Annotated in this window: 13 protein-coding genes; 10 read left to right on the top strand and 3 right to left on the bottom strand. The window is 49.6% G+C overall.

Features of this window, described 5'->3' with window-relative positions:
- The first annotated feature begins 34 nt into the window (after positions 1 to 34).
- The 6 genes from GBC03_09190 to GBC03_09165 all read left to right on the top strand — a co-directional run bounded on the left by GBC03_09190 (position 35) and on the right by GBC03_09165 (position 6,952).
- Positions 35 to 2,671, top strand: coding sequence for a fimbrial biogenesis usher protein (locus GBC03_09190; GenBank protein ID QFS70370.1), 2,637 nt, complete (start codon positions 35 to 37; stop codon positions 2,669 to 2,671).
- Positions 2,672 to 2,681: 10 nt separating this feature from the next.
- Positions 2,682 to 3,209 carry a fimbrial protein gene (locus GBC03_09185; protein ID QFS70369.1) on the top strand — a complete coding sequence of 176 codons (528 nt, stop codon included), beginning with the start codon at positions 2,682 to 2,684 and terminating at the stop codon, positions 3,207 to 3,209.
- Between the two features lie 12 nt (positions 3,210 to 3,221).
- Positions 3,222 to 3,722, top strand: coding sequence for a type 1 fimbrial protein (locus GBC03_09180; GenBank protein QFS70368.1), 501 nt, complete (start codon positions 3,222 to 3,224; stop codon positions 3,720 to 3,722).
- A 16-nt stretch (positions 3,723 to 3,738) separates the two neighbouring features.
- On the top strand, positions 3,739 to 4,644 hold the full coding sequence (locus GBC03_09175; protein ID QFS70367.1) for a fimbrial protein: 906 nt from the start codon (positions 3,739 to 3,741) through the stop codon (positions 4,642 to 4,644).
- Positions 4,645 to 4,660: 16 nt separating this feature from the next.
- Complete coding sequence (locus GBC03_09170; GenBank protein QFS70366.1) at positions 4,661 to 6,082, top strand: EAL domain-containing protein; 1,422 nt, start codon at positions 4,661 to 4,663, stop codon at positions 6,080 to 6,082.
- Positions 6,083 to 6,259: 177 nt separating this feature from the next.
- Entirely contained in the window at positions 6,260 to 6,952 is a 693-nt protein-coding gene (locus GBC03_09165) for a LuxR family transcriptional regulator (GenBank protein QFS73957.1), read from the top strand.
- Between the two features lie 13 nt (positions 6,953 to 6,965).
- On the opposite strand, the gene GBC03_09160 is transcribed toward GBC03_09165, so the two are convergent.
- Entirely contained in the window at positions 6,966 to 7,601 is a 636-nt protein-coding gene (locus GBC03_09160; protein QFS70365.1) for an acyl homoserine lactone synthase, read from the bottom strand.
- 1,671 nt (positions 7,602 to 9,272) lie between these two features.
- Between GBC03_09160 and GBC03_09155 the strand changes: the two genes are divergently transcribed.
- Positions 9,273 to 9,896 carry a helix-turn-helix transcriptional regulator gene (locus GBC03_09155; GenBank protein ID QFS70364.1) on the top strand — a complete coding sequence of 208 codons (624 nt, stop codon included), beginning with the start codon at positions 9,273 to 9,275 and terminating at the stop codon, positions 9,894 to 9,896.
- Positions 9,897 to 10,178: 282 nt separating this feature from the next.
- Here the strand turns inward: GBC03_09155 and GBC03_09150 are convergent, their stop codons facing one another.
- On the bottom strand, positions 10,179 to 10,481 hold the full coding sequence (locus tag GBC03_09150; protein ID QFS70363.1) for an antibiotic biosynthesis monooxygenase: 303 nt from the start codon (positions 10,479 to 10,481) through the stop codon (positions 10,179 to 10,181).
- A gap of 351 nt (positions 10,482 to 10,832) precedes the next feature.
- Between GBC03_09150 and GBC03_09145 the strand changes: the two genes are divergently transcribed.
- Positions 10,833 to 11,492 (top strand): FCD domain-containing protein, encoded by a 660-nt coding sequence (locus tag GBC03_09145; GenBank protein ID QFS70362.1) that lies wholly within the window; start codon positions 10,833 to 10,835, stop codon positions 11,490 to 11,492.
- A gap of 28 nt (positions 11,493 to 11,520) precedes the next feature.
- Here GBC03_09145 and GBC03_09140 read toward each other — a convergent pair whose 3' ends face one another.
- Entirely contained in the window at positions 11,521 to 12,672 is a 1,152-nt protein-coding gene (locus tag GBC03_09140; GenBank protein QFS70361.1) for a carbohydrate ABC transporter substrate-binding protein, read from the bottom strand.
- A gap of 164 nt (positions 12,673 to 12,836) precedes the next feature.
- Between GBC03_09140 and GBC03_09135 the strand changes: the two genes are divergently transcribed.
- Together GBC03_09135 and GBC03_09130 are read left to right on the top strand one after the other, a co-directional pair.
- Positions 12,837 to 14,051, top strand: coding sequence for a CoA transferase (locus GBC03_09135; protein QFS70360.1), 1,215 nt, complete (start codon positions 12,837 to 12,839; stop codon positions 14,049 to 14,051).
- 13 nt (positions 14,052 to 14,064) lie between these two features.
- Entirely contained in the window at positions 14,065 to 14,838 is a 774-nt protein-coding gene (locus GBC03_09130) for an enoyl-CoA hydratase/isomerase family protein (protein QFS73956.1), read from the top strand.
- The last annotated feature ends 67 nt before the right edge of the window (positions 14,839 to 14,905 follow it).

Genomic DNA, 14,905 nt, shown 5'->3' with positions numbered 1-14,905 from the left:
CTGACAGCCGGGTGATCTCGAACCGGAGGGACTAATGTCATATCTGAAATTTGGACTCGACCGTTTGAGCTCCCGCCGTATACGGCAGTACGCGCCACGTTTGGCAGGCATCATTGCGCAGACAGCCCTTGCCCTTCTGCTCGTTTTGCAGACATTTTCCGCGCGGGCAGAGCTCTATTTTAACCCGCGTTTTCTGGCGGACGATCCATCTGCCGTCGCGGATCTTTCCGGTTTTGAGAAAGGGCATGAGTTGCCCCCCGGCACGTACCGCGTCGATATCTGGCTGAATGACGGGTATATGACCACCCGCGATGTCACCTTCCATGCCAGCGAAAACAGTCACGAATTGGCTCCTTGCCTGACGCGTGGACAACTCGCGGCGATGGGGCTTAACACCGCATCAGTGAATGGAATGGATGCGCTGGCGACCGACGCCTGCGTTCCGTTAACGGAGATGATTAAAGACGCTACCGCACGTTTAGACGTGGGGCAACAGCAGTTGCACCTGACTATCCCTCAGGCGTTTATGGGTAATCAGGCGCGGGGCTACATCCCGCCGGAACAATGGGATAACGGTATTACGGCAGGGTTACTGAACTACAACTTCACAGGTAACACTGTCCAGAACGACATCGGCGGCAGCAGCAATTATGCATATCTGAACCTGCAAAGTGGGCTTAACCTTGGTGCGTGGCGTCTGCGTGACAATACCACGTGGAGCTACAGTAGCGGCGGTGGATCTTCTGGTAATGACAACACATGGCAGCACGTCAATACCTGGCTGGAACGGGATATCACGCCGTTACGCTCGCGCCTGACGCTCGGCGATAGCTATACCAACGGCGATGTCTTTGACGGTATTAACTTTCGCGGCGCGCAACTCGCCTCTGATGACAATATGCTGCCGGACAGCCAGAAAGGTTTCGCCCCCGTGATCCACGGTATTGCCCGCGGTACGGCACAGGTCTCCATCAAACAAAACGGCTATGAGATCTATCACAGCACGGTACCGCCCGGCCCCTTCACCATTAGCGATCTTTATGCCGCAGGTAACGGTGGCGATCTGCAGGTCACCATCAAGGAAACCGACGGCAGCAGCCAGAATTTCACCGTTCCTTACTCCTCGGTTCCGGTGCTGCAACGTGAAGGCCACACCCGTTATGCCGTCACCGCCGGAGAGTACCGTAGCGGTAACGATCAGCAGGAAGAACCGACGTTCTTTCAGAGCACCGTACTCCACGGCCTTCCGGCAGGCTGGACCCTGTACGGCGGCACTCAACTGGCGGACCGCTACCGCGCCTTCAATCTGGGGGTGGGGAAAAATATGGGGGTGTTGGGGGCGCTGTCGGTAGATGTCACTCAGGCCAATGCCACCCTGCCCGATGACAGCAAACATCAGGGGCAGTCGGTACGTTTTCTCTATAACAAATCACTGAGCGACGTTGGCACGAACATCCAGTTGGTGGGCTATCGCTACTCCACACGCGGTTATTTTAGCTTTGCCGATACCACTTACCGTCGTATGAGCGGCTATAGCGTTGAAACGCAGGATGGGGTCATTCAGGTACAGCCAAAATTCACGGATTACTACAACCTCGCCTATAACAAGCGCGGCAAAGTGCAGGTGAGTCTGACCCAACAGTTAGGCCGCACCGCCACGCTCTATCTGAGCGGAAGCCACCAGACATACTGGGGCACCGACAGCGCCGACGAACAGTTGCAGGCTGGGTTGAACACCGCCATCGACGATATCAACTGGACACTGAGTTACAGCCTGACCAAAAACGCCTGGCAGGAGGGGCGCGATCAGATGCTCGCGATTAACGTCAATATCCCCTTCAGCCACTGGTTGCGATCGGACAGCCAGTCCGTCTGGCGACACGCCAGCGCCAGCTACAGCATGTCGAACGACCTTAACGGTCGAATGACCAACCTGGCGGGGCTGTATGGCACCTTGCTGGAAGACAATAACCTCAGCTACAGCGTGCAAACCGGCTATGCGGGCGGCGGTGAAGGTAACAGCGGCAGCACAGGCTATGCCGCGTTGAACTACCGCAGCAGTTACGGCAACGCCAACGTCGGTTACAGCCGTAGTGACGGTCTCAAACAGCTCTATTACGGGATGAGCGGTGGCGTACTGGCGCATGCCAACGGCGTCACGCTGAGCCAACCGCTCAATGACACGGTGGTGTTAATAAAAGCACCGGGCGCTGAGGGCGTGAAAGTCGAAAACCAGACCGGAGTCCGTACCGACTGGCGGGGTTACGCCGTCCTGCCTTACGCCACCGAATACCGCGAAAACAGGGTTGCGCTGAATACCAATACGCTCGCCGACAACGTTGATCTCGATGATGCCGTCATCAACGTCGTACCCACGCACGGTGCGATCGTCCGTGCCGAATTTAATGCCCATGTCGGGATGAAACTGCTGATGACGCTAATCCACAACGGCAAACCGGTTCCGTTTGGCGCGATGGTCACTTCTGACAGCAATAAAAGCGGCAGCATCGTCGCCGATAACGGTCTGGTTTATCTAAGCGGCATGCCGCTGGCGGGAAAGGTGCAGGTGAAATGGGGGAACGCTGCGAGCGCCAGTTGCGTGGCGGATTACCGCCTGACCGCAGAGAACCAGCAACAACGACTCATTCAGCTCACGGCGGAGTGCCGCTAAGGACATGATGATGAAAAAACGTCTTTATCTGCTGGGTGTCGTTTTCTCGCTGGCTGCCGCTAACGCGCTTGCCGCCGACAGCACCATTACGATCAGCGGGTATGTCAGGGATAACGCCTGTGCTGTGGCGGGCGAATCCAAAGATTTTACTGTCGATCTACTGGATAACGCGGCAAAACAGTTCAGCCGCGTCGGCGCGACCACGCCTCCCGTCCCGTTCCGTATTGTGCTCTCCCCCTGCGGCAGTTCAGTCACTGCGGTGAAGGTCGGTTTTACTGGTATTCGTGATAACGACAACACCCATTTATTGCAACTCGACAGCGGAAACTCGGCGGCGGCCGGAATGGGGATCCAGATCCTCAACGGACAGCAGACGGAGCTGCCCCTCAATGCCGGATCATCCACCCTACCCTGGACCACCCTGACGCCCGGCCAGACCAACACGCTAAACTTTTATGCCCGCCTGATGGCGACGCAGGTGCCCGTCACGCCAGGACACGTTAATGCAACAGCGACATTCACTCTTGAATTTCAGTAAGCGGAGGCTCTGATGAGATGGTTTCAACCCGGCTGGCTACTGGCAGTAATACTGGCAGCCCCCTCAACGCTACAGGCAGCCGACGTGACAATTACCGTGAACGGAAAAGTGGTAGCGAAACCGTGCACGGTATCCACCACCAATGCCACCGTCGAGCTTGGCGATCTCTACACCTTCAGTCTGGTCTCGGCCGGTTCCACCTCCGCCTGGCATACCGTGGCGCTCGATCTGAGCAACTGTCCGGTCGGTACGTCCCGCGTTACAGCCAGCTTCAGCGGTACGGCCGACAGTACCGGCTATTACAAAAATCAGGGGAGCGCCGGAAATATCCAGCTTGAACTCCAGGATGACAGCGGTAACCGACTGAACACCGGCGCGACAAAGTCTGTTCAGGTGGATGACGCCACGCAGGCCACCCGTTTTCCTTTACAGGTCAGAGCGATATCCGTCAACGGCGGCGCAACCCAGGGAACTATCCAGGCCGTGATTAACGTGACCTACACCTATGCCTGACCAGGAGAGTATGTTAATGAAAAAAATCATCACCCTGCTGACGACGTTGCTACTGTTGGGCTGGTCGGTCAATGCCTGGTCCTTCGCCTGCAAAACCGCTAGCGGGGCGACAATTCCTATTGGCGGCGGCAGCGCTAATGTCTATGTCGACCTCGCACCGGCGGTGAACGTCGGGCAAAACCTGGTCGTCGATCTCTCAACGCAGATTTTTTGTCACAACGATTATCCTGAAACCATAACCGACTATGTCACTCTCCAGCAGGGGTCCGCTTACGGCGGCGTGTTAGCGAGTTTTTCCGGCACAGTAAAATACAACGGTTCCAGCTACCCGTTTCCCACCACCAGCGAAACCGCGCGGATGATCTATGACTCGAAAATCGATAAACCCTGGCCGACCGTACTGTATCTGACGCCGATCAGCTCTGCCGGCGGCGTGGCGATAAGCACCGGAACGCTTATTGCCAAACTGATTCTCCGCCAGACCAACAGCAAAGACAGCGATGACTTTCAGTTCGTCTGGAACATCTACGCCAACAACAATGTGGTCATTCCTACCGGCGGCTGCGACGTCTCCGCCCGCGACGTGACGGTGACCCTGCCTGACTACCCAGGCTCCATGCCCATCCCTCTGACCGTTTACTGCGCGCAAAGCCAGAAACTGGCGTATTACCTCTCGGGAACCACGGCGGATTCCGCCAGTTCAATCTTCACCAATACCGCATCGTCCTCTCCGGCATTGGGCATTGGCGTCCAACTCACGCGCAACGGCAGTGTCGTCCCCACCAACAGCACCGTGTCATTAGGGACGGTCAGCACCTCTGCCGTGAGCCTCGGCTTAACGGCCAATTACGCGCGAACCAGCGGACAGGTTACGGCGGGAAATGTTCAGTCAATCATCGGGGTGACGTTTGTTTATCAGTGATACGGGAAGCCCCACGATGGACTACATTCTGTCGCCCTGCCCCTATGCTGGCGAAGGACTCGCAAGGATGATGGCGTCAGACCGCCAGCAGTTGACGCAACTGGACGCACAGTCGCTGGATATTTCGGCGCTTCCCGCCCTGGCGCCAGCACGCCGAATCGTGGTGTTTCTTCCTGACGATCCCCTTGGGTTGCTCACGACGCTGCAGCAAGCGGCGGTTTTGCTGGACCAGTCCGCCGCTCCCCTGCCGATGCTAATCCTTAGCCGCTGTCCTGACCGTTGGTTGTGGCACACGCTGGGGCATCTTGTTACCCGTCGCAGTCTGCTTAGCGAAATCCGGGTCGCCGCCTCCGACTTGCCAACTCGCTGCATTGCGGCACAGCTGCGCGGGCATGGATTTCAGGAGGCCCCTTTTCTGATGCAACGAGCAGAAAAAGCGAGGCTGGTTTATGGCAAACCGGCGGTTGGCCTCAGCAAACCTGAGCTAAACGCCATTCTGGATTTATTGCATGGATACAACATCATGGAGCGGGCACAACAGCAGGGTATCAGCCAAAAAACGCTTTATAACCAGAGGACATCAGGACTCAAAAAGATGGCAGAACATCACCCAAAACTGGCAGCACATTTTCCCGGCAATCCGGAAACCCGGCAGAACAGAAGCGGCATCAATCCGCTATCCCCCTTCGAACGTGAATTCGTCCATGCCATCCATTGCCGACAACTCTTTCCGGTATTTCAACCGATTGTTGATAGCACCCATCGATTACAGGGTGTGGAAATTCTCTCACGCTGGCGTCGCAATGGAACGGTCCTGCAACCCGGTGAATTTTTGCCACAGATACGCGCCGAATACGCCTGGCAGGTACTGACTGCGTTTGTTTTGCAGGAAGCCATACAGCGAATCAACCAGCATCCCGGGGAGTTTTATTTCTCACTGAACATCCCTGCCGCCATCGCCGGTCATGAATGCCTTCCGCGAATGCTGGAAACCGCAAAACAGCAGTTGCATTCGCCGCAGCGAACGGAGAGGCTGGTACTGGAATTTGCTGAAACCATCGATGTCAGTCAAAGAGGAAAAACCGCCGCGAACATCGACAAATTAAAACAGCTCGGCTTTCGTATTATGCTGGATGACTGCTTTTCACAAGGCAGCGTGATGTTTCCGGTCAGGCAGATCCAGTTTAGCGAATATAAGCTGGACAGGGGCATTATCAATGATATGCAACGCGATCCACACGCACTGGCGCTGATAAAAAGCCTGAACTATTACTGTATGCTGACAGGCAGTCGCTGCGTTGCCGAAGGGGTGGACAGTGCAGAGAAATTTGCGATATTAAAAGCCTTAGGTATCGATCGCTTTCAGGGATATCTCATCTCCCCGCCGGTAGGCGGGAATATGCTCGAAACGTTTATGGGCAACGCCATATCATTCTGATCAAACATGCTTTTCGCCTGCACGATAGCGAACTGGCATCAAATCAGACCTTTTCAGGCGGTAAACAGACTCGTCAAGAGGACAGAAAATATCGACTGTTGTGGGATAAGTCCATTTTGTCAGGCAACGAGGCAGGTTATACTTATTCAAACACTCATCTCAGAGGCAGCAGCTGGCGTGAAGGATATGTATTACAGCGATGAAGGGATCAATGCGTTAATCCAGAATGAACTGAATACGTTCATTAAGGACTACAAAAATACGGTCTACGCATATGCGATCATGAACAAGAAAGATCCCTCGCAAATGCAGATTATCAATAATAATCCTGAGTGGTTTGATATCTATCTTGAAAGAAAATATCAGTTTATTGACCCTGTTATTATTAGGGCATTAAGCAGCGTTGAGGATTTTTTCTGGGAGAACAAGGTTTTGCTGGCAAGCGGTTATAATCTTACCCGCATTTTCAGTGAAAGTTCTGAACACAATATTTTTCAGGGCCAAACGTTTCCCCTGCATGACTATCTGAATAATCTTGTCGTGTTGTCCATCATCAGCCAGAAGGATTCGGGTATTGAGATGGAAACCTGTCGTGCACATTTCATGCATTTTCTCATTCAGTTACATCAGAAGACACTCGATCTCTACAGTAAAGTTCATCAAAAAAAGAACGTTTTTTTGTCACCGCGTGAACGGCAGATTTTGAAATGGGTCAGTGCAGGTAAAACGTACGCTGAAGTCTCGGTTATTTTATCAATTGCTGAGCGAACCGTGAAATTTCATATGGGTAATGCGATGAAGAAGCTGGGCGTGAACAACGCCAGACATGCGGTAAAACTCGGAATGGAGCTCAGATTACTGGATAACTGAACTCCGTGCGCAATTACATACGGCGAAGTTGTTGAAGTATCTCGCGGAGCCAGTGGCTGTCCTTGTCTTTACTGATGATGCTTTCGACCGCGCTTTCACTTGCCGGCATAAAAATATAGTAGATAGTCTCACCTTTCTCAGAAAGACCTTTCTGAATCACGTCTATTTTCCAGTTAGCATGACGAAATATGGCATACATGCCGCGACTGGCAACGGCGTACATACCCCGATACTGTTTTTTCATGCAGTAGATGATCATCGCGAGGAACAGTGCCTTACTGGCTGGCATCCCGCGAAGATTCCCGGAATCACGTCTGGCTTTATCTAAAAACAGGCGACTCACTTCGCAACAGGGAATATCCGTGGGAAGGGCGATATTATCAAAGTACTCATGGAATATTTCGCTGATCATCGTCGGTTGCGTGGCGTCGATAAATCGGGCGCCGCACAGGATCTCTCCCCCATGCATGCCTAAAAGGTAAGTCGTGTTTTCGTTATCAAATTGATCCTTTTCCAGGCCATCAATACATTCCACTTTCCAGTCGAGTCGCTCACGAAATGTTCGGTTTCGCAGTCTGTAGAGTTCAGTGGCAAAACCTGACGGCAACTTATCGCGATCAAGCAAAAAAAACTCAACAAAAGAGTTCATTTATTCATTCCTGATAATAACATTCCGAAATTATTATCCCCTGTCTTTTAGGACAGCTTTTTTTTAGGGCGGGTCTTCCTTATACTTAAAAAATACCTGACTAATAGCGCTCGCGGCGCATACTAGTCAGGCGGTCAAAGACCAACGTAACACCAGGGATAAATCCACCCGAGATTATCTAACATTTAGTCCCTCGGGTACAGAATGCAATAAGCACTTAATCAATAAAAAACCATTAAAATACGACAAATATCAAATATTCACCTTTATTATATTGCCCCTTGTATTTTCAAGGGGTAATATTTAGGGTCGCATTAATTCAAAAATTCAGTACAGTCCTGCCTAGTTTCAGTCCCTTGTCATCACGACGCTCAATCTTTCCTTATACCACCTTCCGGCGACAAATCCGCTCAATGCCAACGTCATCACTACTTTCAGTAAGAAAACAACGGCTTGCCGGTAAGTCGCTATGAAAGGCAATTCTGCCCTGTTGGTGATCCTCATCCAGGCAACGCGTGGTAAAAATGACCACCAAACAATTTCGCAATAATTCTCAGCGGAGCATCGTTTATTCCTAACGCCGTTTGTCCCTTTACACAGAAGAAACACATCTCTCTTCTCTCTCGGGTCAACCGCACGTTCCGATGGTGCTGATGGCTCAGCCTGGCATCCCTCTGCTAATTTGACGGCGACCAGTGCGCTGTCAGGATTGTCGTCCAGGCGTCGGATAACGGCAGTACCTGTATTCCCACAAATTATTTATGGGTTAAAGGTTATATCCCCCTCATCTACGGCAGCGAAAAGGCGGTATTATCCGTGACGATTTATATATTGACGAATTTCAATCTCAACAGATCCACGGTGAGGTTTCTCTCAAATGAAGTAACCAACACGCTATCGGATAGCTAAACTTCATTTGCTCTGCACTTTAACATAAAGTGCTGTTTTTTCTTTCTGATACCCTTCAAATCCTTGCAATAATGGCTTAATGTATGGAATAAATTCTTATTTTACTCGTGTAAGAGAATAGTTCCATTTGCATATATTGCATGAAATCATCGCAAATCATGCTTGCTTTAAATATAAGAATTTTACCCTTTACGGTATTTTATCCACACGCATTATAGGCTCATTTCAATAGTAGAACTATTGACATCACGTAATATTGACTTTACTTTTCATAAAAGTCATACATATGAAAAATTGATTAGTAACGTGTCAAATAGTCTTACTTTATATTGTTCCACCTTAAGGACAGGAGATGGTTCTATTTTCAAAAAAATATTTACCTGGTGCGTCAGGTGTTTCTGTGACTCTTTTTTCTCAGTATCCCGTCCCCCAGACGTTCTGTATTGCATTCGACTGTTTAAAGGAATTGGGTCCGGGAACCGATTTACCTGTGCTCATTGAGACGTATATGCCACCCGCGAGCACCAGGATAATTACCAAAAACACGACAACACTCTCCTGTGTCTGGCAAAGGAATACCGATACGTTCTCTGTTCATGACGAGGGCCTGACGATCAATAGTCCGGGCATGGAACCTTTGAATACGCCTCTCCCACTGGAAAAATTATTTTACACGGATAGTTTTTTAACATTTTTTGGAAAAATCTCAGACGTGTATAGAAACCTAACAAATGAATGAGAACGACTTGGGAGAATTTATATATGAATGCGTATTTGAAAAAACAGATTCATTGTATTAGTTGTGAGACGTCATGTCTTATTTCCCCAGAGAAGAGCGTCTGTTCTCTGTATTGTGACCATACTCAATTCGCAGTATGGCCGGAGGTGAATATTTATTTTAAAAATGGGGTCATTGAGAAATTTTTAATGAAGTATAAAAACCATTTACCACGTGGTTTTATCTTTATCGACTTCTCCTTTGCTAACCTGAGATATTTTGTTAAATCGGATTGGGTTGATTACCTGATCGGTACAAAAATGTACATTATCCTGATCGCCGATAAAAAAATGAGTTCCTTAGCGAATTACTGGCTTGTCAATCGTCAGGAAATCAGAGGCGTTATTTACTCCTGTGATAGAGAAGATGCCATTGAACAAAAAATCAAGCGATTATTCAGAGGTGAGTTAGCCAATCGCCGGATGGGAGAAACGCTGAATCGGGCTGAGTATTCCCTACTGGCTCATTTTATTGCTGGCAGAGGGTTTAAAGAAATCATCGAACTTGATCAACTCAAACCCAAAGAAGTCTATGTCAGAAAATTACGTCTGGAAAATAAATTTGGCTGTCGAACCAATGCTATTTTCTGTCAGATTGCGGGGCAATGACCTGTCATTCACAGTGGCTCAGAAATAGCGCCCCAGCGTATGTACTTTCCGTTCCCCTGTGTGCTTTGGATACCATTCTGCTTGCGTAATGGCGGTGATTCCCCTTCCTCTGTATTGGTTACAGAATGTCATGGGTTATTGGATTTTCTGCTCAACATCGAAACGCAGAGCAACCTGACCAGCTTGCAGGCATTCAGGCGGTAATCGTGTACCTGTGAAGAACAGAGATATAACCCTCCCCCGACGGCCAGAAGCGACGTCGGGGGGTATTCCATTCGCTTCTCATTCGGATGAATAATCACGCAGAACGTGCGCAACGCGGATTCGGTAAAACGAAAATATCGACTCCCTTCCTTCCATTTGCGCGGCCCGATGTTTCATGTTGTTTTTCCACACCGTAACGGCGTCTTCACTCTCCCACCACGACAGCGATAAAATCCGCCCCTCCTTGCTCAAACTTCTGAAACGCTCAATTGAGATGAAACCCTCAATATTAACGAGTTCCGTCCTGAGTTCAGCGGCGAGTTGTAAATATCGTTCCTGCTGAGCGGGCACCGCATCCGCTTCAAAAATCACTGCAATCATAGCAACCTCCGGCATAAGCACTTCCGCTACTTTAGAGGGTAATTGCGGGCAATACTTCGCTGGAGACCGAATGATGAAGGATTGGGGTTATGTAAATATCAGGCGATACTGCTGACACGAATGCATTGAGGCCAAAATCGCGCAGGGACAATACATTTACTTACTGTTTTTGAAAGGCAGTCCCGCCCGGAAGAAGTCCTCCTTGTTTTTACAGATAACTTAATCAATTGAAATTTAAAGAATAAAATATCCTCAGTAAAATACCGCACCTTATTGTTATTATTTTGTTAAATTGCTCCGGTCATTTATTACTGATATTATATATTTTGTTCAATTTCTCAGGGAAAGCCCATGCTGCAACACGAGAGTATCAGCCATAAAGTGTATGAGTTGCTGAAGCAGGAGATCATTTCTAACCAGTTGGAACCTGGTGCCCGACTGATTGTGAATACCCTCAGTAAGCGTTTTGGGATCAGCGGTATCCCGGTTCGTGAGGCGCTCTTTCGTCTGGCCGCTGAGAAACTGATAGTTCTTGAGCATAACAAAGGGTTTCGTGTCGCCCCAAAACCGGATGCACAGGATATTTACCAGTGGCAGCAAGCGCGTCTGCTTATTGAGCCTGAAATTGCGGAAATGGTGCTTAAAAATATTACCCGTGCTGAAATTATACATCTTCGGGAATTGAATCAGGCGATGCGCTCGCAACAGTACGGACCACGCTATGAACAGTACAGTTCTTTTATCAACCTGAACGCTGAGTTCCATAATTATATTGTTCAGGCAACACGTAATGATCTTATCATCGAAATGTACCGTACCTTAAACTATGGCCCCCAGGTTGGCCGTTTCCATGAATCCAGAGGGGTGCCTGATATCAATTTATTGTGTGATGAACACGATGAAATTATCAACACTATTGAATCTGCTGATGTAGAGGGGTATCGCCAGCGTTCCCGTGACCATATTATCTTAGGTTTTGATCGCCAGATTTCATACAGTACTGGTCATTGAAAACGCCGCGTCATCGCGGCATTTTGATTTATTCCAGACGAAATTTTCTATGATTCTCTTTGACTGCCAAAACGATGTCCTCCGTTGAGAGGCCGTCTATCAGGCCATTGCGAATAATTGCAGAAGACGTATCCTGGAATGAAATATAGCCATGATATTTTGGGCGAAGATAAGCTTGGGTTACTGTCTCAAGCGTGCCGGAAAAAAAATGGTGAGTCAGATCGTTAGCGCGTTTATCTTTCCACGCTAAGATATTGGCTGGTTGCCCGCCGTTTTCCACGACAAGTGTTTTCTGCATCTCTTCAGACACATATGTCATGATATGCCGGATAAGTTCTGGGGTCGGAGTACAACGCGAAGACACCGCCAGACCGGTTCCCCCTAACACGGACCCATGCACTGTCGAATCGCCACAATGAGGAGTGTTATAGAATTTCACTCGCCTGCCGCTATCCGGTGTACTGAAATTAATATATCCAAAAATAGCCGGGCACAAATCAAAGGTCCCTTTGGCCATTTCATCCAGCAAACCAATCGGATTAAGCGATGTTAGGGCTTTATTTTGACGACGATAAAGAGCCTGCATAATGTGCAGTGCCTGGATTGCGGTTCTTGTATCGAGAACGAAACAGTGGCCTTCAAACAGCTTTCCTCCTAACGACTGGCAAATGGAGAAGAAAGTCAGCAAAGCATGAGGCCCTCCCAGTGATAACGCAACCCGCCCTTCATGCTCCTGGCTAAGCAACAGCACATCATCCCAACTCACCGGCGCGATACCGATATTGCTATCGGCAAGCGCGCAAACCTGGGATGCAGCATCCACCGGAATTGCCCAGTGTTTCCCTTTGTACTGGTAGCTGTCCCAGGAATCGCCGGTACTGGTCTCACGCAGGTAAGCCATTTGTTCAGATGTCAGGAGATCTTCAAGTGGCCACAGGCACTTTTTCTCAACAGCCTCGCCAATACCCGGATTATCTACAATTAACAGGTCGTATTTTTCTGCCAGGTCATCGATAGGATGTGACTCAAAACCTTCAAGTTTCTGGATGTCCCACTCAACCTTCAGCGTTTCATCTGCTTTTGCCCATGCCTGTAGTGGACGATAACCTCGCGGATGATCCCATGTTAACCCCTTGAAATAATTCATTTTAACCTCTTGATTTGTCGACATTCTGTTCATGAACGCCGCTCATCTTATCGGCTTGAAGTTGTTCAAATATCGATCGTCATCACAATTTATTAAATATTATATATAATATCTAATGCTCTTCATCTAACGTAAAAGACATCAACAGAGCCGCCCGATGGCGGTAATAAATGACAACGGATAAGCGAGGTAGCTATATGTCAATTCTTAAAGGGTATCGGGTACTGGATTGTTCAATCGCCATGGCGGGCCCGTTTGCGGCTTTACGTATGGGAGATATGGGAGCAGACGTCATTAAAGTGGAGCCCACAACGGGGGAATGGCAGCGCCATACTTCAGCCGGGGGGGCCTACGGTAATATCATCAACACGTCTTTCCTTTCCCTGAACCGCAATAAGCGAAGTCTGGCGGTGAACCTGAAGGATGAGGAAGGTAAGGCTCTGCTTTACAAGCTGGTAGAAACCGCTGATGTGTTTATCCAGAATTATCGTCCGGGAGTGGCCACCCGTCTTGGCGTGGATTACGACACGCTGAAAGAAATAAAACCCGATCTGATCTATGTATCGATGTCAGGTTATGGCGAGACTGGCCCGTACTCGAAACGCCCTGGTCAGGATCTGCTGCTGCAGTCGCTAAGCGGCGCGATGCTGAGCTCCGGAGTAGATGACACCCCGCCACAGCCTGCCGGACAATATCTGGTTGATGCGATTACTGCCTATACTGCCTTTGAAGGCGCACTGGCGGCATTGCTGCATCGTGAACGTACGGGTGAAGGCCAACTGGTACAGATCAACATGCTCGATGCGATCATTGCGAATCAGATGCAGGAAATGACGGTATTTACCCAAGGGCTCAAACCTCAACGCCGCAGCGAAGAGCCGCATGGCCACTGCTATATCCGTGCACCTTATGGTGTATTCAGAACGAAAGACAGTTTTATTACCCTGGTCACTCCTCACCTGCCCACTCTGGGTAAAATTCTGGGCGTGCCGGAATTTGAAACGATGGAAGATGAAGTGGATGGTCATACTCTACCTCAGCGTGATTTCATTTTTCGCGTAACCCGGGAAAAACTCGTGGAGCGGACAACCCAAGAGTGGCGTGACATCTTTGATGCTGAGGGCCTCTGGAGTAGTGAAGTCTATGGCTATGAGGATGTGGTTAACGATCCTCAGGTTATTCATAACGAAGCCTTTATTGAGTATGACCATCCAAGCGAAGGCAAAGTGAAAACACCGGGATTTGCCATTAAATTCAGTAAAACCCCTTCTTCCCTTCAACGCCCGACACCGTTTGTGGGTCAACATACCGATGAAATCCTGCGTGAGCTGGGTTACAGCGAACAGGATATTGCCTCTCTGAAAGAGACCGGCACCGTAACCCGTACTAATGGAGAAAAAATCAATGGCTGAGCTCAGTTTTGCAATTGATCCGAACGTGCAGTTTTCACTTGAAAACAGAGTGGCAATCATCACTCTGAACCGTCCGGAAAAGTTAAATGCGATCACGCCGTCGATGTCCGTTACCATTACGAAAATTGCGGCCTTCTGTAATGAATCACCGGATGTACGTGTCGTGATCCTGACGGCAAACGGTCCTAAAGCATTCTGCTGTGGCAGCGATATTAAAGAACTGGATACCTATCACTCCCCCTGGGCTCACCGTATGAAGAGTGACCATTGCGACGCCATTGCCGAGATAAACAAACCCACTATCTGTGCTATTAACGGCTATGCGCTGGGTGGAGGACTCGAGCTGTCATTGTGCTGTGATATCCGCGTCAGCACCCGTAACGCGTTGTTCGGAGCCCCTGAAATTAAACTCGGCTGGGTTGGCGGCGGTGGGATGGCGGTATATCTCAACAAAACGATTGGTGCATCGCGAGCCTCAAGAATGCTGTACACCGGAGATCCCATTGACGCTGAAACAGGATGCGCGTGGGGGATTGTTGACGAACTGTTTAATTCCCAGGAAGAGATGCTGGTTGCAGTGAACAAACTGGCGATAACTATCAGCGAGAGGCCCCCAATCGCTGCCCAGACAGCCAAATTAAATATGCGCGCAGCCGGCAATATGCCGCTCGATCAGGCCGTCCGTTACGAAAGGGATCTCCGTACTATCTGCTTCTATACCGATGATGCCCGCGAAGGCAAAGCGGCATTTAAAGAAAAACGCGCTCCGCAATTCCGCGGGGAATGACGCCATATTTGAGTCCGTACATGACGGGCTCGCATTTCCAGTCTTTATTTTATACACGCCTCTCAAT

This window comes from Citrobacter telavivensis (assembly GCA_009363175.1).
GTDB lineage: Bacteria > Pseudomonadota > Gammaproteobacteria > Enterobacterales > Enterobacteriaceae > Citrobacter_A > Citrobacter_A telavivensis.
The sequence above is the reverse complement of the archived record's forward strand: the minus strand, read 5'-3'. Positions and strand labels throughout refer to the sequence as shown.